Genomic DNA, 19068 nt, shown 5'->3' on the forward strand with positions numbered 1-19068 from the left:
CCATGGGACTTGAAATCGGAATTGAGTGGCTGACACTCATCATGTTCGGCTCGCTGCTGGTCCTGCTCATGGCCGGCCTGCCGCTTGCCTTCGTTACCGGAGGCCTCGCCTGCGTCTTCCTGTTCGTGCTGGGCGATGAGCGGGCGCTCAACATCGTGCCGTCACGCATCTTCCCGCTGATGACCAATTACCAGCTCTCGGCGATCCCGCTGTTCATCTTCATGGCGTCGATGCTGGAACGGGCGGGCATCATCAACGAAATGTTCGACGTCATCTACAAGGTGCTCGGCGGCGTCAAGGGCGGCCTGGCGGCGGCCACAATCATCGCCTCCACCATACTTGCCGCCATGGTCGGCGTCATCGGCGCGGCTGTCGTGACCATGGGCATCATCGCGCTCCCCGCCATGCTGAAACGCGACTACGATCCCAAGATCGCCATGGGCTCGATCATGGCCGGCGGCACGCTCGGCATCCTGATCCCCCCGTCGATCCTGGCGATCATCTATGCCGTGGTGGCCGAGCAGTCGGTGGGCGAACTCTTCATCGGCGCGGTTGTCCCCGGCCTCATGCTGTCGGGCCTCTACATTCTCTACGTCATCCTGAGCTGCGTGATAGACCCCAAGAAAGGCCCGCCGATTCCCGTTGAAGAACGGATCCCCTTCAGGGAAAAGATGCGGCTCCTGTCCAACATGTCGGCTCCGATCGTGCTGATCGTCATCGTCCTCGGCGTGATCTTCACCGGCGTGGCGACCCCGGTCGAAGCGGCCGGGATCGGCACGTTCGGCGCCATCATCGTCGCCGCCATTCACCGCAATCTCGACTGGCAGACCCTGCGCGAGGCCTCCCTGACCACCCTCAAGGCGTCCGCCATGGTGATCTGGATCATGTTCGGGGCGACGATCTTCGTCGGTCTCTATGTGCTCGAAGGCGGTCAGCAATTCGTGCAGGGCGCGCTTGAAGCCACCGGTCTCGGCCCCTGGGGCATCTTGATCATCATGCAGGTCGTCCTGGTCGTGCTCGGCATGTTCCTCGACTGGGTCGGAATTCTTCTCCTCTGCGTGCCGATCTTCGTGCCGATCATCAAGGCACTGGGCGCGGCCTCCTTCGGTCTCGACAGTCCGGACGATCTGGTGCTGTGGTTCGGGGTTCTTTATCTGGTCAACATGCAGATGAGCTTCCTGTCGCCTCCCTTCGGCTATGCGCTCTTCTATCTGCGCGGCGTCGCGCCGAAAGAAATTCCGATGACGGATATCTTCAAATCCGCCCTGCCCTTTCTGGCGCTGCAGATCGTCGGGCTTGTGCTGTGCATGCTGTTCCCGGAACTGATCACCTGGTTGCCGAACATGGTCTACGGCTGACCGAAAAGGGCTGCGCTCCACATACGAGCGCAGCCCTCCAATGCGAAACACCAGTCAGGCACAAGCTTCGTTAATTATTCCAGTGTAAGAAACAACGGTTGAGACAGCGAAGGTCCACTGGAATGTCACAGACCCATTTTCACTCGGAAGACCGGCCCACGCCTGCGACGAGGACCCGTCTGCGTTCGGGCAAGCTGTTCGACCTGGACAAAAAGCCGATCTGCGAATGCACCTTGTACGATCTGGAAGACGGCGATATCGGCATCGTCGTTGCGGAAACCGAGTTGTCCGTACCGGACCGGGTGCTCATTCAGGATGACAAGGATCTGACGCTGGCATTCACACAGATCCGCTGGCGCATGGGCCCCTATCTTTTCGGCGCCTATCTGGAGCCGCCGATACCGCTCGGCATGACCGCACGCTCCTGAAAGAATTTTCCAACCAGCCGTCTACTTTACCTGCGGCGTCATTTCCTCAAAACAGACCAGCTCCGGATCGACAGGATCCCAGGAGACCGCGCGCGACACGTAAATCGCCCGTTCCGGCGTGACGCTTTCCGGATCGTCCAGCGAAGACGCCCTGACGACCACGAGCCCCTTCATGCCGCCGCGCGTATGATAGATCGCGCTGCCGCACACGGGACAGAACCGCCTGTTGATGGTCCGGCCGCTGTCGGCGGTCTTCTCATATTCGGTAAGCGCGCCCGTCAGCGAGAAGGCTTCTTGCGCAAAGACGGTGTGCGTCGCATGCCCGGTGCCGCCGATCTTGCGGCAGTCCCGGCAATAGCATTGCACCGTGAGCTTCGGCGGGGCCTGGCAGACATAGCGCACCGCCTCGCACAGGCATCCACCGGTCAGTTTTCGGGTCACCTACCTGCTCCTGCGGCCTGTTGTTACTCGGCCGCCTCGGCGGTTCCATAGCCGAGCTGCTCGTTCAGCTTGCCGATCAGACCGACGGCGGCTTCCGCGATCACCGTTCCCGGCGGGAAGATCGCCGCCGCGCCGGCTTTATACAGGGCGTCGTAATCCTGCGGGGGCACCACACCGCCAACGACGATCATGATGTCCTCCCGGCCTTCCTCGGCCAGCGCCTTCTTCAGGGCAGGCACCAGCGTCAGGTGACCGGCGGCAAGCGAGGACACGCCGACGACATGCACGTCATTTTCCACCGCCTGCCGGGCGGCTTCCTCGGGTGTCTGGAACAGCGGGCCGATATCGACATCGAAACCGAGATCGGCAAAGGCGGAAGCGATCACCTTCTGGCCGCGGTCATGGCCGTCCTGCCCCATCTTGGCGACCAGAATGCGCGGCCGGCGCCCGTCATTGTCCTCAAAGGCCTCGACCAGCTTCTGCACTTTTTCAATGGTCCCGGACATGGCGCCCGCCTCCCGCTTGTAGACCCCGGAAATCGATTTGATCTCGGCCTTGTGCCGGTCGAAGACCTTTTCCATTGCCAGCGAAATTTCCCCGACCGTCGCCATGGACCGGGCCGCCTTGACCGAGAGATCCAGCAGATTGCCCTCCCCGGTTTCGGCGCATGTCGTCAGCGCATCGAGCGCTGACTGGGTTTCCGCCTCATCGCGCTCCGCGCGCAGCCGCTTCAGCTTGTCTATCTGGGCGGCGCGCACCTGCGCGTTATCGACCTTCAGGACGTCAATTTCCTGCTCGCTCTCCGGCTTGTATTTATTGACGCCGACCACCGTCTGGGCACCGCCGTCGATCCGCGCCTGGGTCTTGGCGGCGGCTTCCTCGATGCGCAGTTTCGGAATGCCTTTCTCGATGGCCTTGGCCATGCCGCCGAGCTCTTCCACTTCACGGATATGCGCCATCGCCTTTTCGGCAAGATCGGCGGTCAGCTTCTCGACATAATACGAACCGCCCCAGGGATCGATCACCTGGGTGGTGCCGCTTTCCTGCTGAAGAAAAAGCTGGGTGTTGCGGGCGATGCGGGCGGAAAAGTCCGTCGGCAGGGCGAGCGCCTCGTCGAGGGCGTTGGTGTGCAGGGACTGGGTGTGCCCTTGCGTTGCCGCCATCGCCTCGACACAGGTGCGGATCACGTTGTTGAAGACGTCCTGAGCGGTCAGCGACCAGCCGGAGGTCTGGGAATGGGTGCGCAGGGACAGGGATTTCGGATTCTTCGGCTGGAAGTTTTCCTCCATCAGCGTCGCCCAGATCAGCCGCGCCGCGCGCAGCTTGGCGACTTCCATGAAGAAGTTCATGCCTATTGCCCAGAAGAAGGACAGCCTCGGCGCGAACTGATCGATATCCATACCGGCTGCCACCCCGGCGCGGGCATATTCGATACCGTCGGCTATCGTATAGGCAAGTTCCAGATCCGCCGTCGCCCCCGCTTCCTGCATGTGATAGCCGGAAATCGAGATCGAGTTGAAACGCGGCATGTTCTGCGACGTGAACTGGAAGATGTCGGAAATGATCCGCATCGAATGTCCGGGCGGATAGATATAGGTGTTGCGGACCATGAACTCCTTGAGAATGTCGTTCTGGATGGTTCCGGAAAGGTCCTTCCAGGCAACGCCCTGCTCTTCCGCGGCAACGATATAAAGCGCCAGAACAGGCAGGACCGCACCGTTCATGGTCATGGAGACGCTCATCTTGTCCAGCGGAATGCCGGAAAACAGCGTGCGCATGTCATAGATGGAATCGATCGCCACACCCGCCATGCCGACATCGCCCGAAACACGCGGATGGTCGCTGTCATAGCCCCGGTGGGTGGCCAGATCGAAGGCCACCGACAGGCCTTTCTGGCCGGCAGCCAGATTGCGCCGGTAAAAGGCGTTCGAATCCTCCGCCGTGGAAAATCCGGCATATTGGCGCACGGTCCAGGGCTGCTGGACATACATGGTCGGATAGGGTCCGCGCAGGAAAGGCGGCAGGCCAGGCCAGGTATCGACATGCTTCAGCCCGTCAAGGTCTGCGGCCTGATAGACCGGCGGAACCTCGATATCTTCAGGCGTCCGCCAACCCGGCCGCGATCCGGCTTCCGCTTTCTTGAGGAAATTGCCGAACGGCTTTCCGGCATAATTCGGGATCCTGCTCATTTTAGGACCTCCAGATCCGATTGCCCGCCATCATAAACCGATTTCAGACGCGCATGCGCGTCTTTCAGCAATCCCAGCAGATCGCAGCCGGCATAAAGGAATGTGCCGATGCCCGCCCCCGCAAAATCCGCCTCGCGCGCACCCGGCCTGCCCGCCAGATATAGATGCACGGCACCGGCCGCCTTGAGCGCACGCGCAGCGGATTCCGCTTCATCTTCGTAGACATCGTCGCAGGAGACAAGACAGGCGAGTGTGGCGCCACTCTCCTTGAACGCGGCAAGAAGCTCTTCCAGCGAAGCGTGGACCGCCGGACCGGCCACCCTTATGCCGCCTGCCGCAAAGGCATTCGCCGTCCAGCTGGCTCTTGGCGTGAATTGCGCAGGCGTGCCGAGACTTGCCAGAAAGATTTTTGGCGGCGCACCGGTTGCCGCCTCGAAGCTTGCTGCGGCTGCGCGCAGCTCTTCGAAGGGCTCAGCGATCCGGCCACCTTGCAGCACGGGAAAGGAAGGATCGCGTTTCTCTGGGTCCTTGCGGGAGGAAGGATCGACCAACGAAACGCCCTCAAGAGCCAGCGCTCGCAACGCAGCGAACCACCGGCCGTCGCCCGGCGGCGGCAGTGCCGTCAGATCCGGCAGCTCCGGCCGCAGCGCCTGCCGGGCGCCCCCGCCGTCCCGAAGCACGTGGACCGCGGTCTCCGAGAGATCCGGGAACTCGCTCACTCCGGTGATCGGACGCTTCCTGCGGGCGACTTTGCTGTCCAGTTCGGCCTTCGCCGCGCCTATGTGTTTTTGAACCAGCCCCTGGCTCAGGGCGTCCGGCAGTCCGCCCGCCGCCTCGATCTCCTGAAACAGCTCCCAGGCAGCCACGCAAAGCTTCTCGGTCCTGTCTTCCATCGCCCCGGAGCCCGCCGCCGGATCCGTCACCTTCGCCAGATTGCTCTCTTCCAGAAGAATGGACTGGGTGTTGCGCGCAAGCCTGCGTGCAAAACCGTCCGGCAGACCGACGGCAAGTGTGTGCGGCAGAACGCAGACACTATCGGCACCGCCGATACCGGACGAAAAGGCCGCGACGGTGTTGCGCAGCAGATTGACCCATGGATCGCGCTCGGTAAGCATCCGGTAGGACGTCGTCATATGCAGCGCCGCCGGGGATTGCGGCAGTCCCGCCGCCTCCAGGACACAGGACCAGAGTGCCCGTATGGCTCTTGCCTTGGCAATTGTGCCGAACTGGTCGGCATCCGCCACCAGGCACATGGATATCCGCTCCGCCCACTCCTGCGGAGCCAGCCCGGCGTCTTCAAGCTGGCGCAGATGGGCGACAGCTGCCGCCAGCACAAAAGCCAGTTCCTGCGCCGGAGTCGCACCGGCATTGTGCCAGACAGAACCATCGGCATTCATGGCCCGCATCGCACTGCCGGTGTCCCGGACGGACAGGACAAGGTCCTGCATCCGCTTTGTGATGACTTCGAAATCCTGACGTGCCGTTGCGTTCACGGCCATCCAGCCATAGGGGTCGAAACCCGCGGTTATCGCCACCAGGGACGGGTCGAGCTTTCGCCTTTCCAGAAGCGCCAGCATCAGCGCCAGAAACTCAGGTGTCCGCGGCCCCGCGTCGATCCGTATATCTATAAGGTCTGGCTGAACGTCACTCAGGAGAGCTTCCATGCCGGCCAGGTCGCTCACACCGATAGCGTGACCATTCGACGAGAGCGCGCCGGGCAGAACCAGCTCAAGGCCGCTTGCGCCGGATTGGAGATCGTCAAGGAGTTGTGCATTCGCCTCATCCGGATCCGCGATGTCGATCCTTTGCACGACCCGCCAGTCGCCTGCGTCGGAGCGGAGCGATCGCGCAGGCGTATCCGGCCGCCGAGCGTAAAGCGGCGCGATCTCCAGACCGTCTTCCGTCGAGCTGAACAGCTTCTCCCTGGGCGCTCCTTTCAGTGCCCTGTCGACAGACGCCCACCACGCCTCCTCGTCGGAGGAAAAGAAACTGTCGGGTCCGGTAAAGCTGCTCGGCATTGCAATCATCTCCCTTGGTACCGTTTTAGTCCCCGGCCTCGAAACTTGGCAACTCAGCAGAAAGGGTAAGGTTCGCCCGCTCAGGACATTCCCTAGGGTAATGTTTGCGAATTCCGACAAGACTGTGAATGCAGGAAGTGCTTAATTCGTCGCACGAATTAAATTTATAGCGGAAATTGTGCACCTGTTCTTCCACAATCGAAGACTATGCGCATGTAGAAAGAAGGCAAAATTTGCGCAAGATGACAAGAAACTGTCAAATTTTTGGCGTATTAAGCCAAATTCACCACTTTTCCCTATTGGTACGATCATCAATTGTATTGTAGCTTATGGCTGTTGACGCATGGGAATTTCTACCGCCCAATAATGAAGTGCGCGACATTCGGGTTCGGTCTCACCTGCAAGGGTTGGACAGGACACGTGACTAACCCATCAGCGGACACACCCTCGGAAAATTTCGGGGTGTCTGCAAAAAAGCGGCAAAAAACAGGCCGCAAAGGATGTGCACAGTGCTTGATCAAACGGAATTGAAAAGCAAACTCAGAGCAATCTCGGAAGCGAACGCAGCCCACCACGTGCTGGATATTCTTGAATCCAACCTTCGGCGCATGGGCGCAACCCATATTCTCATCACTGGCCTGCCGATGCCGAACCGTCCGATCGACAATCTCGTTCAGCGGTTTCGTTGGCCCGACCAGCGCAATGACGGCATTGAAAGCACCTCGCTTTCCGCGAACGACAGCGCACTGATGCTTGGCCTCGGCTCCAACAGAGCCCGGATCTGGACAATAACCGCAGGCGACATGGAGCATTCAGATCTTCTGGCTTCCGCCGGCGAAGGCAGTCAGATCGTGGTCGTTCCGGTTACGGAACTCTATCCGTTCCAGGCATTCGTCTTTGCCAGCGGCCCCGCGCTGCAAGTCAACAAATACGATCTCGCCAACCTCGAAGTTCTGTCGGCAGCGGCCTTCTCGCGCCTGCGCGAACTCGGCGTGATTTCCGGCCAGCGCCCGGGCGCCCTGTCGACCCGCGAGCGCAGGGTCCTCGAACTCACGGCCTATGGCAAGACAGCCGGCCAGATTGCCGACGTGCTCGACATCTCCCAGCGGACTGTCCATGCGCATCTGCAAAACGCCAGTGTCAAGCTGAACGCTTCCAACAAGACGCACACCGTCGTCGAGGCGCTTCGCTACGGCCAGATCAGCGTTTAATTTCGGGAATACCGTGAGCTGAAAGGCTGTGAGGTTTTAACCGGAACAAGTAATCAAGGCGCGCCGGTGGCGCGCCTTTTTTAATTCCGGTCCATGTTAATGTCATCAGCCGTATCTGAGCGGCGCGCCACGCCGGGCGGCGGCGCCAATCGTCTCAGTAGGTCATCATCGGCGGCAGTTCCTTGGCCTGATCGACCCACTTGGTCACCTGGCTTTCGCTGGGAACCTGGCGCACGAGTTTCTTTTCCTCGTTCACCTCTTTCATCTTTGCCGCGAGATTGGCCGCATTGCGATTTCTGAGTTCCTTCACCGTATCGACACCGGCCGCTTCCAGGAGTTCGGAATATTCCTCCCCGACACCGCTGATGCGCATCAGGTCGGCCATATTGGCCCATTTCAAAAGGCGCTTGCCTTCAATACCGGTTTCGTCCTCAAGAGCCTTGCGCCCCTTCGGGTCCTTGGCACGCTCCAGATACGCTCCCGTCGTCTTGATGCCAATTTTACCCAGCTTGGCAGCATAGGTCGGGCCGATGCCCTCGATTTCGGCGATGGAATAAGACATCCGCACAGAACTCCCTTCAAGACCGGTAACCGAACGCTGGGGCAGTCAGACGATTTGGCTCAGTCCCGGAATTTGTGAAACCACTTCATCCACAACGTCTTCCCCTGCTTTTTCCTTAGCATAGGAGATGAGTTCTTTGACAACACTTTGAACCCCGTTCATGTCGAGTCCGGCATTTGTCAACTCATTTAGCGCCGCCATGGCGCCCATTCCGCCACCCATCATGCTTCCCAGGCCGCCCAGAAGGCCGCCGCCGGAAGACTGCTGCGCGCGCGCGGCAACCAGCTCCGTGGCTCCCGGAAGAGCGTCGAAGATAAGCTGCATCTTGTCGTCGGGGCCTTCCTTGTTCAAAAAACCCAGAATGATGCCGATGGCATTCTTGGCGACATCTTCATCGATCCCCGCCGCTGTCATAATCCGGTTGACGAGTTCTTCCATACCGTTCTCCCAATTCAATAAGCTGGCGCTGCATCCGCCTGGCGCTTCAGGTGCCGGCGCTTCAGGTCCCCGCGCTTTAGTTTATGGACTCAAAATAAGCTGGCCCTCTATACAGGGCCGGACGCAGGTCCGTCGATGGGTCATAATCACCGATCCCTGGTATTAAGTCGGGGACGCGCATTTTTTCCCGGGCTGGGTTAGGCTGCCGCAACGACGACCGGATTCGGAGGGAGACAGCTAAATCGTGACGGCAAAAGACAGCATATTTATCGGTGCCAGTACCAGGGACGAGACGCTCGCCCTCAAGCTCGCCAACCGCCATGGCCTCATTGCGGGCGCGACCGGCACCGGCAAAACCGTTTCCCTGCAGATACTGGCGGAGGGCTTTTCCAGGGCCGGCGTTCCGGTTTTCTGTGCCGATATCAAGGGCGACCTGTCGGGACTGGCCGCGGAAGGCGTTTCCAAGGACTTTCTGGAAAAACGGGCAAAGGATGTCGGCCTCGAAAAGACCTACTCCTACCATGCCTTTCCTGCCGTCCTCTGGGATCTTTTCGGCGAACAGGGTCATCCGATCCGCACCACGGTGTCGGAAATCGGTCCGCTGCTGCTGGCCCGCCTGCTGGAACTCAATGACACCCAGGAAGGCGTGCTCAACGTCCTGTTCGAACTGGCCGACGATGAAGGTCTCCTGCTTCTGGATCTGAAGGACCTGCGCGCCATGCTGGCTCATGTGGCCGAGCGCGCGTCCGAGCTTTCAACCCTTTATGGCAATGTCTCGAAAGCCTCGGTCGGCGCGATCCAGCGAAGGCTTCTGGTGCTTGAGCGCCAGGGCGGCGAAAACTTCTTCGGCGAACCGGCGCTCGACATCCGCGATTTCATCCGAACCGCGCCGGACGGCCGGGGCGTCGTCAACATTCTGGCCGCCGACAAGCTGATGACCTCACCACGGCTTTACGGTGTGTTCCTGCTCTGGCTCCTGTCCGAACTCTTCGAGGAACTGCCTGAAATCGGCGATCCGGAAAAACCGAAGCTCGTGTTCTTCTTCGATGAGGCCCATCTTCTGTTCACCGATGCCCCCAAAGCGCTGATCGAAAAGGTGGAACAGGTCGTGCGCCTGATCCGCTCGAAGGGTGTCGGGGTTTATTTTGTCACCCAGAACCCGCTCGATGTGCCCGAAACCGTGCTGTCCCAGCTTGGTAACCGCATTCAGCATGCCCTGCGGGCCTTCACGCCGCGTGACCAGAAAGCCGTCCGGGCCGCCGCTGAAACCTTCCGCCCGAATCCGGACCTCGACACCGAGCGCGTCATCACCGAGCTGGGCGTCGGGGAGGCCCTGGTTTCCACGCTGGAAGGAAAGGGAATTCCCTCGGTCGTGGAACGCACGCTGATCCGTCCTCCCTCCTCCCGGCTTGGCCCGATCACACAGGCCGAGCGGCGCACTCTCATCCAGTCCGGCCCTGTTTTCGGCATATACGACCGCACCAAGGACAGGAAATCCGCTTATGAAATCCTGACCGGCCGCGCGGAGGAAACGCAGCGCCAGGAAGAGCGGCGCAGGGAAAAGGAAGAAACCCAGGCCCGCAAGCACGGCGAACCGCGCCGCACCCGTTCCGGATTCCAGTTGCCGGATTTCGGCCGGGACGATCGCCCTCGCCGGGACAGTGTGCAACGCCGCTCGAACCGCCGCAGCCAGCGGGACAACGTGCTGGAGGCCGGGCTCAAATCCGCCGCGCGCAGCCTCGGCACCTCGCTGGGGCGGGCCCTGGTCCGCGGTCTTCTGGGCTCGCTGAAACGCGGCAACTGAGCGACCGTATGGCCGGCGACAGGGCACGATATCTGGCGGTTGAGCGCAAGGCTCTGGCCTGGGGCAAATGGGCTAATCTCTTCATGGCTTTCGCCGGCATAGCAACGGCCTGGGCCTCGCAATCCGATGCCATGCTGGTCGACGGGCTGTATTCGGCTGTGAATTTCGTCTCCGCGATCGCCGCGGCCCGAATAGGTGCGCGCGTCGGCCTGCCCCCTACCCGCACCCGGCCCTGGGGACACGATTTCGACGAAGTGCTCTACGTGACGTTCCGCAGCCTGATCCTGATCGGCGTGCTGGTGTTCGCCGCCTTCGTTGCCGGGACGAAGATCTGGACGTTCTTCTCCGGCGGCAGCGTACCCGAACTGGTTTTCGGTCCGATCGCGGTCTACGCCGTGGTGATCGTTGCCATCTGCCTGGGTCTGGCCTTGAACTACTACCGCGCCTACCGCCGGACGGGAAAACGCAGCTCCATCCTGAAGATGGAAACCCGCGCGGCGCTGATCGACGGTGCGCTCAGCCTCGGCTCGGGAGCCGCGCTGCTGTCCCTGCCTTTTCTGGAAGGAACGGTTCTGGGGCCATATGTTCCCATCGGCGACGCCGTGATCGTGCTTGTGCTGATCCTGGCCATCATCTGGCAACCCCTCGCCACCTTCCGCACAACCCTTGCCGACCTTGCCGGCATCAGCGCGCCGAGCGGCACCCATGCCAAGGCCGCGCGGGCGGCACGCGATGTTGCCCGGGAGAAAGGCTACAAGTTTCACCGCGCCGCCGTTCTGCAGGCGGGACGCATGCATTGGGTCGTGGTCTATCTCGATCCGGAACAGCCTGTCCGGGCAGCAGAAGTGGATGCATTCCGGGACACCCTGGCGGCCCGCCTGGAGGACAGGATCGGGCCGACCCGGCTGGAAGTCGTTGTGACCGCGTCCGATGGTCTGTCGCATTCCCGGCCATGCCCCGGCGCTGCAACACGTTAAAAATTCCGATGGTAATAAGATCGTTACCCCTATGCGTTACTCTTTCCGGGCAAACAATCGCAGGTAGGCCGTTATGCGCAACCGGGGCAATGACAGACTCTTTTCAGGCAGCAGCAGCTGTTTGAAATCCCCGCTTTCAGCCATGAGAGCGGTATCTTTGTGCTGGCTGCTCCTGATCGTGCTCATTCCCGGCCTGCCGGCGAGCTCCCGGGCCCAGGATACGGCCATGCCGGACACTGCGACCAGGCAAGAGCCAGGAGCACTTGATCCCGACAGGGTCGAACAGGCCCAGCTGTATCTGCGTGACAATCCCATTTCTCCTCCGGACACCACAAGTCCCCGCGCGACACTCGAAAGCTTCGTCTTCGTCATGCGCGAGGCAAGCCAGTTGTGGAACGCCGTGCGGCAGGATTACGAAAACAGCAACCGGATCTTCCTGACCGAGGAACAACGCGCGAAACAGGTGATGATCACGGCGCTACTGGAAAAGGCGGCGCAAACCTTTGACTTGTCGGAAATACCGGTAACCTCCCGTGAGCGGGCCGGCATCGAGATCGCCCTGCAGCTTCAGGAAATTCTCGACCGTATCCCGGCGCACGACTTTTCCGCCATTCCCGGTTTTCCCGCAGGCCGCTTCGTGCATTCAGCCGGCAACGCGGACCTGCCCGAGCGGTGGATGCTGCCGAGCACCAGCATCAGCATCTTACGCCAGGAGACCGGCGAACAGCGGGGAAATTTTCTGTTCTCGGCAGACTCTGTCGGCAGGATCCCCGACGACTATGCCGTCGTGAGCGTGCTGCCCCTGCGCGCGGACCGCGGCGAGGACCTGTTTCAATATTACATCTACACGCCCGGCAATCTCATTGCCCCGCGCTGGTATGAATTCATCGAGGCCGGTCCGGGCTGGCTCCATCGAAATTTCGCCGACCAAGCCTACTGGCAGTGGCTTGCGCTCGCCATCCTGCTCGCAGCCTATGCGGCCTGCATCGGATTTTTCGTTCGCTGGCGCAGGTGGCGCGCTGTTTCCGTCAACGAACGCACCCGGGTCGGCCACTCGATCCTCAACCCCGTTCTCGTGATCCTGAGCGCGGTGGTTTTCCGCTATCTGTGTGAGGACCATATCAACATCACCGGCGCGGTGCTCGTCGCAATCGCGACCATCACGACGGCGGTGATCTGGTCCGCGACCGCATGGCTGGTCTATCACCTGCTGCAACTGATCTATCTCTGGTTCGTGCGCGGCCCGGGCACGGCCCGGCAAGGTCTTGACGCCAGCCTGCTGCGGACCGGCTTCCGGGTTTTTTCCCTGGCGATCGCCCTGATCGTTCTCGGATACGGAGCCACTCAGATCGGCATTCCGATCTACGGCGTCATCGCGGGTCTGGGTGTCGGCGGTCTCGCCATCGCGCTCGCGGCCCAGCCGACGATTGAAAACCTGATCGGAGGCGTCATCCTCTATGCGGACCGGATGGTCCGTGTCGGCGAGTTCTGCCAGTTCGACGAACTCGCGGGCACCATCGAATCCATCGGCATCAGGTCGACGCGTATCCGCGCGCTCGACCGCACGGTCATCACCATCGCCAATGCAGACCTCGCCAGACGCAAGATCATCAACTTCAGCGAGCGTGACCAGTTTCATTTCCGGCACACACTCGGGCTTCGATATGAGACGGAACCGGAAAACCTGAAAAGGATTCTTGCCGCGATCCGCGACTATCTGACCGCTCACGAAAAGGTTCTCGCCGAAACGACGCGTGTCCGGATGATCGGTTTCAACGACTATGCGGTCCCGGTCGAGACCAATGCCTATGTGCTCGCTCCCGACTATACCGGGTTCCTCGAAATACAGGAACAGATGCTCTTTGACATCCGCGCCATCATCGAGGCCAACGGTTCGAGCTTCGCGTATCCTTCCTCCACCGTCTACCTGTCCAAAGACAGCGAACCGTCCGCGGTAGACCCGGCCAAAGATACCGGTCAGCACCCCGGAAAGGACCGGCAGGTCGCCTGACGGCAAGACGGTTGCAAGCAGCGGAAGCAAACAAAAAAGAGCGGAATATCCATTTGCGCTCGTTGCTCTGTTGTGGCCTTTTAGGGTCCTTCTGAAAGGGGCCGAGTCTGTTCGACCCGATCGAATCCGTTTAAATTTCAAGGATCCGTCATGCGTTCCATCGATAAGGTCTTGTCGCATATTGATGCCAATCTCGAGTCCAGCCTCGAGCGACTGTTTCATCTCCTTAAAATCAAGAGTATTTCCACAGACCCGGCCTTTGCCGGGCCCTGCCGCGAAGCCGCCGTCTGGCTTGCCGGTGAGTTGAACGCTATCGGAATTGCTGCATCGGTCCGCAGCACCAGCGGTCATCCGATGGTTGTCGGCCACCGCCAGTCCGGCAAATCGGGACCGCATGTGCTGTTTTACGGCCATTATGACGTTCAACCGGTCGATCCGCTGGACCTATGGGACAGAGACCCTTTCGATCCCGCCATCGTCACGCGTGAGGACGGCACCAAGGTAATCGTCGCCCGCGGCGCATCCGACGACAAGGGCCAGCTCATGACATTCGTGGAAGCCGCCCGCGCTTTCATCGCCGAAACCGGCGATCTGCCCGTCGACGTCACAATCCTGTTCGAGGGAGAAGAGGAATCCGGCTCGCCTTCCCTTCATCCCTTTCTGGAAGCCAACAAGGACGAACTGTCCTGCGATTTCGCACTCGTCTGCGACACCGGCATGTGGGACGCCTCGACCCCGGCGATCTCCGTCATGCTGCGCGGCATGGTCGGCGACGAGATCATCGTCAGGGCGGCCAGCCGGGACCTGCATTCGGGCATGTATGGCGGATCGGCGCAGAACCCGAACCACATTGTGGCGGACATCATCGCCGGCCTGCATGATGAAAACGGCCGGGTCACGCTGCCCGGGTTCTACGACGGCGTCATCGAAGTGCCGGATCAGGTAAAGGAATTGTGGCAGAAGCTCGGGTTTTCCGCCGAGGAATTCCTCGGGGAGGTCGGACTGAAATTCCCCCGGGGAGAAAAGGACCGCTCGGCGCTTGAGCATATATGGACCCGTCCGACCGCGGAAGTGAACGGCATGTGGGGCGGCTATCAGGGCGCGGGATCCAAGACCGTCATCCCGGCCGAAGCCCATGCCAAATTCACGTTCCGGCTGGTCGGCGATCAGGATCCGGATAAGGTGCAGGAAAGTTTCCGGGCCTATGTGCGCTCGAAGCTTCCCCCCGATTGCACGGTTGAATTCATTGCCAAGAAAGGCAGCCCCGCGCTGCGACTCGATTTCGGCATGCCGGCGCTGGAAAAAGGCAAGAAAGCGCTCAAGGATGAATGGGGCAAGGACGCGGTGCTCTCCGGCATGGGCGGTTCCATACCGATCGTCGGCGATTTCAAACGCATGCTTGGTATGGATTCCCTGCTCATCGGCTTCGGCCAGGATGATGACCAGATCCATTCACCGAACGAAAAATACAATCTGACCAGCTTCCACAAGGGCATCCGGTCCTGGGCGCGCGTCCTGAACGAACTGGCGGATGACTGAATTGAGACGGAATCTCCCGCGTCAAGAACAACGCGGCCTATTCCGATATTTAGAAATGGAAACTTTTCCCGCTTTCCTTTGAGATCTGTGAAAGCGGCGGATACCGGCGGGCGGCGGAAACGTACGCCTGTTCCACAGGAGGACACTCATGAAATCCATCTGCGTCTTTTGCGGATCCAGCCACGGCGCCATTGAAGCTTATGGCCAGGCGGCGGCGGCAACCGGCCGTGCCATTGCCGAACAGGGCTACCGGCTTGTCTACGGCGGCGCCAAGGTCGGCCTCATGGGCACGATCGCGGACGCGGCCCTTGCAGCCGGCGGCGAAGTGATCGGCGTTCTGCCCAAATCCCTTCAGGAAAAGGAGATCGGGCACCAGGGCCTGAGCGAACTCCACCTGGTCGGCTCGATGCACGAGCGCAAGGCGCTGATGGCCGATCTCTCCGATGGATTTGTCGCCCTGCCGGGTGGTGTCGGCACGCTGGAAGAAATTTTCGAGGTCTGGACCTGGGGCCAGCTCGGGTATCACCGCAAGCCCTGCGGCTTCCTGAATGTCGAAGGCTATTACGACCACCTGATCGCCTTCCTGGATCACCAGACCCGGGAAGGCTTCACTAAGAAGGCGATGCGTGACATGGCGATGTTCTCCGACACGCCGGAAGACCTGATCGGACAGTTCAAGTCCTACACCCCGCCCTCTTCTCCCAAATGGATCACCAAGGAGGAAACCTGAGCGTTTGCGGGCTAAATTCGCCTGGGCGCCCCCTGGATCCGGTTCGATTGTCCACAGGGTAAGCTGCTCCCTTTGCAAACAACACGTTAGTTGGTAAGTCCGTTGTCCAGTCCGCGCGCAAGAGCGTGGCCGAAACTCCTTCCGAGATATTTTTATGCGTACAAGAGCTATCGGTTTTGCATGTCTACTTGCTCTTACAGGAGCCGCGTGTTCTCCCACCGGCGATTATGACGGCACATCGGGCCGCCTGGTCAGGACCTCCGATCTGACGCTGGTACAGATCACCGAGGACAGTATCGGCGGGATCACCAGCGAGACCCCCTACGGCTCGAAGGCGATAGAAGCCGCCCTGCCCGGCTTCACCACGGAAGGCATTCAGACCGCCGAGGAAAACAACACTGAATGGGCGCTGGCCGCCTTCAACAGCGACGGCTTTCAGGTTCTTCAGATTTTCAAGGGCCAGAACGGCAAGGTCCGCTCGGTTCACGGCGTGACTCATCATCTCAAGGGCCCGAACGGCGAACGCATCGGCATGACCTTCGGAGAAGTCGGCTCGGCGCGGGTCGACTGCCGTGTCGGCAACAACCTTTGGCGCGGCATGGCGATCTGCAAATCGCAGGGTCATCCGAATGTCGAACTGGTCTACGCCATCCCCGGATACCAGGGTCCGTTCGACCAACTGCCGGCGTCCAACGACCTGTTCGACGCGGAACTCCAGCGCATTCTCTGGACGCCGAAGAGCTAGGGCGTAAACTCATAAATGAAGATGAAATGGTTTGAGGCGAATTGGTCTTCATCAAGGAGCGAAAGCGCAGGAAATGTGGTTCATTTTCAAGCCTTTTGCGACGCTCGAGCATCCCGTGTTCACTCGAACACGGACAAGATGCTCGACCACTTGGCATGCGATCAACTTGTCTGCTTTCGTGTTCACACGAAAGCAGGTTGATCTTTGGAGGACCAATTCGGTCAAATCCGAAGGACATGAAAATGGCTTCACCCCGTGTCGTCAGCGTGCTTGACCGGGCAGTAAGCCCGCTCATCGCGCGCTTCCTAACGGGGTTTCGCCATTTCCCATGCCATTTCGTCTTCATTTATGAGTTTACGCCCTAGGCTACCAACCCTGGTTCGGCCTAGACATGCGGCTCCGAGCGCACCGTCACGTCGCCGACCGGCCGCCAGATGTTGCGCTGCTTCAGGGTCTTTTCGGCGAAATCGGCCAGCGACATCAGCATCGGCATCTCCCGATCCTTCAGGAAGGGCAGTGACTTGATGTCGAGCCCGGTCCAGGGCAGGAACGGATTGCGCCGCATGTGCCAGTGGATTTCCGAACGGACCGTCGGCTTGTCCGACGGCGTGCGGCCATGAAAGGCGAAAGTGTCGGCGACGATAAGCGTGTTCTCCGGCACCGCCATCCTGACCGGCTGCGGCAGCCCCAGCGCTGCCAGCTCATCGGCCCTGATCCGGAACGAACCGCTGGCGTGATGGGAGCGCGGGTCCTTGGAGGCTGACAGGGAACACTGGTATTCCCATTCAAGCCGCTCCGGCGTCAGCTTGTGCGAGCCCGGCACGAAGAAGAACGGTCCGTCCTCCTCGCCCACATCCTGCAGGAACAGCCAGGCCTTGGAGGTGGCGTGGAAGGTGTCTGAATGGGCGTCCGACTGCGGATCCTTCTTCTTGACCTTCAGCGGCTCGACAAGCACGGTCTGCAGGAAGTTGAGCGGCTGTCCTCCGTGGGAAGCCGCGTAACGGATCATGGCGAGCGCGCGCGGATCGTGTACGGCCGCTGCCAGGGCGGCATTCCTTTGCAGGACCTCCGGTGGCAGCAGCGTCATGCGGGTCACCGCCTGCCCCTGGCGCATTTCCCGGGTCTCGAACGGCTGGCTGAAAGCCTCTTCCTTCAACTGCCTGAAAACCTCGTCCGGCAGGAAGTCCTTGACCAGGAAATAGCCGTTCTCGTCGAAAAACGCGCGGTGTTCGCGATCGACACTATCCGCCAGACGCGCACGCCGCTGCGATGCCAGTTTCGCCGCGATCGTCACCCGCTTCCGGTGCAGGCCCCAGGTGTTCAGCCGTTCGCTGCCGAGGAAGGGATTTTTGCGCGGGGACTTGTCCGTCCCGGCAAGACCAATGAGCCAGAGAGGCGCTTTCAGATAGGATAAGGGCGTCATGCTGTACCGGTAAATGCAGGAAAAATCATGTGCCCGTATCTATCAGATTTATGCGGCTTTTCACAATGGAGATAGCCGTCCGGAGAAAGCTGTCCGGCGCCGGCAGGCCAGGCGGGGTTTCATGTTCACCATTTTGCGGCCGTGACCTTTGCCGATTCCTGCGGTAAAGGCTTGATGCATGATGACCAAGGCACGATCCATCGATCCCGGGCAGCTTGCCGCGGATCTGAAGGCAGGAAAGCGCGCTGCGCTGGCGCGGGCGATCACGCTGGTGGAATCAAGGAAAACCGATCACCGGCGCCTGGCGCACCAGTTGATTCAGGATCTCCTGCCGCTGACGGGAAACGCGCTGCGCGTCGGCATCACCGGCGTGCCGGGCGTCGGCAAATCCACGACGATCGACACGCTCGGCTCCAACCTGACCGCCGCCGGGCACAAGGTTGCGGTTCTTGCCGTCGATCCGTCCTCGACCCGCACCGGCGGATCGATCCTCGGCGACAAGACCCGCATGGCAAGGCTGGCGGTCGATCCCAATGCCTTCATCCGTCCGTCCCCCTCCGCCGGCACGCTCGGAGGCGTGGCCGCCAAGACCCGCGAAACCATGCTTTTATGCGAAGCCGCCGGTTTCGACGTGATCCTTGTGGAAACCGTCGGCATCGGTCAGTCGGAAACGACGGTCGCCGATATGGTCGACTTCTTTCTCGTGCTGATGCTCCCCGGCGCCGGCGACGAGCTTCAGGGGATCAAGAAGGGCGTTCTGGAAATCGCCGATATGATCGCGGTCAACAAGGCCGAGGGAGACGGTCTGACAAGCGCCAGATCCGCCGCCTCGAACTACCGCGCCGCGCTGCATATTCTTGCACCGAGATCTCCCACATGGACGCCTCCGGTAATCACGATTTCGGGCCTCGCCAACGAGGGCCTGGAGCATCTGTGGGAGCAGATCGGCATCTACCGGGAACGCACGCAGGCCAGCGGCGAGTGGCAGGAAAAACGCAGCCGGCAACAGGTTGCCTGGATGTGGGACATGCTGCGCCAGCGGATGATGGAAGCGCTCAAGACCAACCGGCAAACCGCCGACCGGCTGAAAACGCTTGAGGCCAGCGTCCGCGACGGCACAACGGCGGTCTCCTTCGCCGTGGATGAGTTGGCGGGGCTGATGGGCCTGGAGGAATGAACGGCGGATGAGGCACA

General features: G+C 60.8%; 16 protein-coding genes. 10 read left to right on the plus strand and 6 right to left on the minus strand.

Translation table 11 applies throughout. The features are described from left to right. The first annotated feature begins 2 nt into the window (after positions 1–2). Both CLV41_RS12470 and CLV41_RS12475 read left to right on the plus strand, forming a co-directional pair. Positions 3–1358 carry a TRAP transporter large permease gene (locus CLV41_RS12470; protein ID WP_103222712.1) on the plus strand — a complete coding sequence of 452 codons (1356 nt, stop codon included), beginning with the start codon at positions 3–5 and terminating at the stop codon, positions 1356–1358. 122 nt (positions 1359–1480) lie between these two features. Then, positions 1481–1786, plus strand: coding sequence for a hypothetical protein (locus CLV41_RS12475; protein WP_103222713.1), 306 nt, complete (start codon positions 1481–1483; stop codon positions 1784–1786). Between the two features lie 21 nt (positions 1787–1807). On the opposite strand, the gene CLV41_RS12480 is transcribed toward CLV41_RS12475, so the two are convergent. Genes CLV41_RS12480 through CLV41_RS12490 form a run of 3 tightly spaced genes read right to left on the minus strand, consistent with a single transcriptional unit; the run spans position 1808 to position 6434 of the window. Further along, on the minus strand, positions 1808–2227 hold the full coding sequence (locus CLV41_RS12480; protein WP_208987473.1) for a GFA family protein: 420 nt from the start codon (positions 2225–2227) through the stop codon (positions 1808–1810). A 23-nt stretch (positions 2228–2250) separates the two neighbouring features. Next, positions 2251–4416 (minus strand): methylmalonyl-CoA mutase, encoded by a 2166-nt coding sequence (gene scpA, locus CLV41_RS12485; protein ID WP_103222714.1) that lies wholly within the window; start codon positions 4414–4416, stop codon positions 2251–2253. Further along, positions 4413–6434, minus strand: a complete 2022-nt coding sequence (locus CLV41_RS12490) for a methylmalonyl-CoA mutase family protein (RefSeq protein ID WP_103222715.1) — start codon at positions 6432–6434, stop codon at positions 4413–4415. The genes scpA and CLV41_RS12490 overlap by 4 nt, the downstream gene beginning before the upstream one ends. A 500-nt stretch (positions 6435–6934) precedes the next feature. Here CLV41_RS12490 and CLV41_RS12495 point away from each other — a divergent pair, with 500 nt between their 5' ends. Further along, positions 6935–7645 carry a helix-turn-helix domain-containing protein gene (locus tag CLV41_RS12495; protein ID WP_235867120.1) on the plus strand — a complete coding sequence of 237 codons (711 nt, stop codon included), beginning with the start codon at positions 6935–6937 and terminating at the stop codon, positions 7643–7645. A gap of 154 nt (positions 7646–7799) precedes the next feature. On the opposite strand, the gene CLV41_RS12500 is transcribed toward CLV41_RS12495, so the two are convergent. Both CLV41_RS12500 and CLV41_RS12505 read right to left on the minus strand, forming a co-directional pair. Beyond that, positions 7800–8207, minus strand: coding sequence for a DUF4332 domain-containing protein (locus CLV41_RS12500; RefSeq protein WP_103222716.1), 408 nt, complete (start codon positions 8205–8207; stop codon positions 7800–7802). Positions 8208–8252: 45 nt separating this feature from the next. Then, the gene (locus CLV41_RS12505) at positions 8253–8645 is read right to left on the minus strand and encodes a DUF2780 domain-containing protein (protein WP_103222717.1); all 393 of its coding nucleotides are present in this window, start codon (positions 8643–8645) and stop codon (positions 8253–8255) included. A 244-nt stretch (positions 8646–8889) separates the two neighbouring features. Here CLV41_RS12505 and CLV41_RS12510 point away from each other — a divergent pair, with 244 nt between their 5' ends. The 6 genes from CLV41_RS12510 (at position 8890) to CLV41_RS12535 (ending at position 16451) form a co-directional block, all read left to right on the plus strand. Then, complete coding sequence (locus tag CLV41_RS12510; protein ID WP_103222718.1) at positions 8890–10449, plus strand: helicase HerA-like domain-containing protein; 1560 nt, start codon at positions 8890–8892, stop codon at positions 10447–10449. Positions 10450–10457: 8 nt separating this feature from the next. Then, positions 10458–11426 (plus strand): cation transporter, encoded by a 969-nt coding sequence (locus CLV41_RS12515; protein ID WP_103222719.1) that lies wholly within the window; start codon positions 10458–10460, stop codon positions 11424–11426. A 157-nt stretch (positions 11427–11583) separates the two neighbouring features. Further along, positions 11584–13437 carry a mechanosensitive ion channel family protein gene (locus CLV41_RS12520; RefSeq protein ID WP_208987474.1) on the plus strand — a complete coding sequence of 618 codons (1854 nt, stop codon included), beginning with the start codon at positions 11584–11586 and terminating at the stop codon, positions 13435–13437. A 150-nt stretch (positions 13438–13587) separates the two neighbouring features. After that, on the plus strand, positions 13588–14976 hold the full coding sequence (locus CLV41_RS12525) for a dipeptidase (protein ID WP_103222721.1): 1389 nt from the start codon (positions 13588–13590) through the stop codon (positions 14974–14976). Between the two features lie 148 nt (positions 14977–15124). Continuing rightward, positions 15125–15706: an LOG family protein gene (locus CLV41_RS12530; protein ID WP_103222722.1), complete on the plus strand. Its 582-nt coding sequence runs from the start codon at positions 15125–15127 to the stop codon at positions 15704–15706. A 154-nt stretch (positions 15707–15860) separates the two neighbouring features. Then, positions 15861–16451: a DUF1131 family protein gene (locus tag CLV41_RS12535; protein WP_103222723.1), complete on the plus strand. Its 591-nt coding sequence runs from the start codon at positions 15861–15863 to the stop codon at positions 16449–16451. A 385-nt stretch (positions 16452–16836) separates the two neighbouring features. Here the strand turns inward: CLV41_RS12535 and CLV41_RS12540 are convergent, their stop codons facing one another. Beyond that, positions 16837–17874 carry a phytanoyl-CoA dioxygenase family protein gene (locus CLV41_RS12540; protein WP_103222724.1) on the minus strand — a complete coding sequence of 346 codons (1038 nt, stop codon included), beginning with the start codon at positions 17872–17874 and terminating at the stop codon, positions 16837–16839. Between the two features lie 178 nt (positions 17875–18052). Here CLV41_RS12540 and meaB point away from each other — a divergent pair, with 178 nt between their 5' ends. Beyond that, positions 18053–19051, plus strand: a complete 999-nt coding sequence (meaB, locus tag CLV41_RS12545) for a methylmalonyl Co-A mutase-associated GTPase MeaB (protein WP_103222725.1) — start codon at positions 18053–18055, stop codon at positions 19049–19051. Positions 19052–19068 lie beyond the last annotated feature (17 nt).

It is taken from the genome of Roseibium marinum (assembly GCF_002906165.1).
In the GTDB taxonomy this organism is placed as follows: Bacteria; Pseudomonadota; Alphaproteobacteria; order Rhizobiales; family Stappiaceae; genus Roseibium; species Roseibium marinum.

What these genes read in the sequence shown, in the direction of transcription:
- CLV41_RS12490 (WP_103222715.1), bottom strand. Translation starts at nt 6,434, where the DNA reads ATGCCGAGCAGCTTTACCGGACCCGACAGTTTCTTTTCCTCCGACGAG.
- CLV41_RS12540 (WP_103222724.1), bottom strand. Translation starts at nt 17,874, where the DNA reads ATGACGCCCTTATCCTATCTGAAAGCGCCTCTCTGGCTCATTGGTCTT.
- meaB (WP_103222725.1), top strand. Translation starts at nt 18,053, where the DNA reads ATGATGACCAAGGCACGATCCATCGATCCCGGGCAGCTTGCCGCGGAT.
- CLV41_RS12470 (WP_103222712.1), top strand. Translation starts at nt 3, where the DNA reads ATGGGACTTGAAATCGGAATTGAGTGGCTGACACTCATCATGTTCGGC.
- scpA (WP_103222714.1), bottom strand. Translation starts at nt 4,416, where the DNA reads ATGAGCAGGATCCCGAATTATGCCGGAAAGCCGTTCGGCAATTTCCTC.
- CLV41_RS12530 (WP_103222722.1), top strand. Translation starts at nt 15,125, where the DNA reads ATGAAATCCATCTGCGTCTTTTGCGGATCCAGCCACGGCGCCATTGAA.
- CLV41_RS12525 (WP_103222721.1), top strand. Translation starts at nt 13,588, where the DNA reads ATGCGTTCCATCGATAAGGTCTTGTCGCATATTGATGCCAATCTCGAG.
- CLV41_RS12505 (WP_103222717.1), bottom strand. Translation starts at nt 8,645, where the DNA reads ATGGAAGAACTCGTCAACCGGATTATGACAGCGGCGGGGATCGATGAA.
- CLV41_RS12475 (WP_103222713.1), top strand. Translation starts at nt 1,481, where the DNA reads ATGTCACAGACCCATTTTCACTCGGAAGACCGGCCCACGCCTGCGACG.
- CLV41_RS12500 (WP_103222716.1), bottom strand. Translation starts at nt 8,207, where the DNA reads ATGTCTTATTCCATCGCCGAAATCGAGGGCATCGGCCCGACCTATGCT.
- CLV41_RS12495 (WP_235867120.1), top strand. Translation starts at nt 6,935, where the DNA reads ATGTGCACAGTGCTTGATCAAACGGAATTGAAAAGCAAACTCAGAGCA.
- CLV41_RS12515 (WP_103222719.1), top strand. Translation starts at nt 10,458, where the DNA reads ATGGCCGGCGACAGGGCACGATATCTGGCGGTTGAGCGCAAGGCTCTG.
- CLV41_RS12535 (WP_103222723.1), top strand. Translation starts at nt 15,861, where the DNA reads ATGCGTACAAGAGCTATCGGTTTTGCATGTCTACTTGCTCTTACAGGA.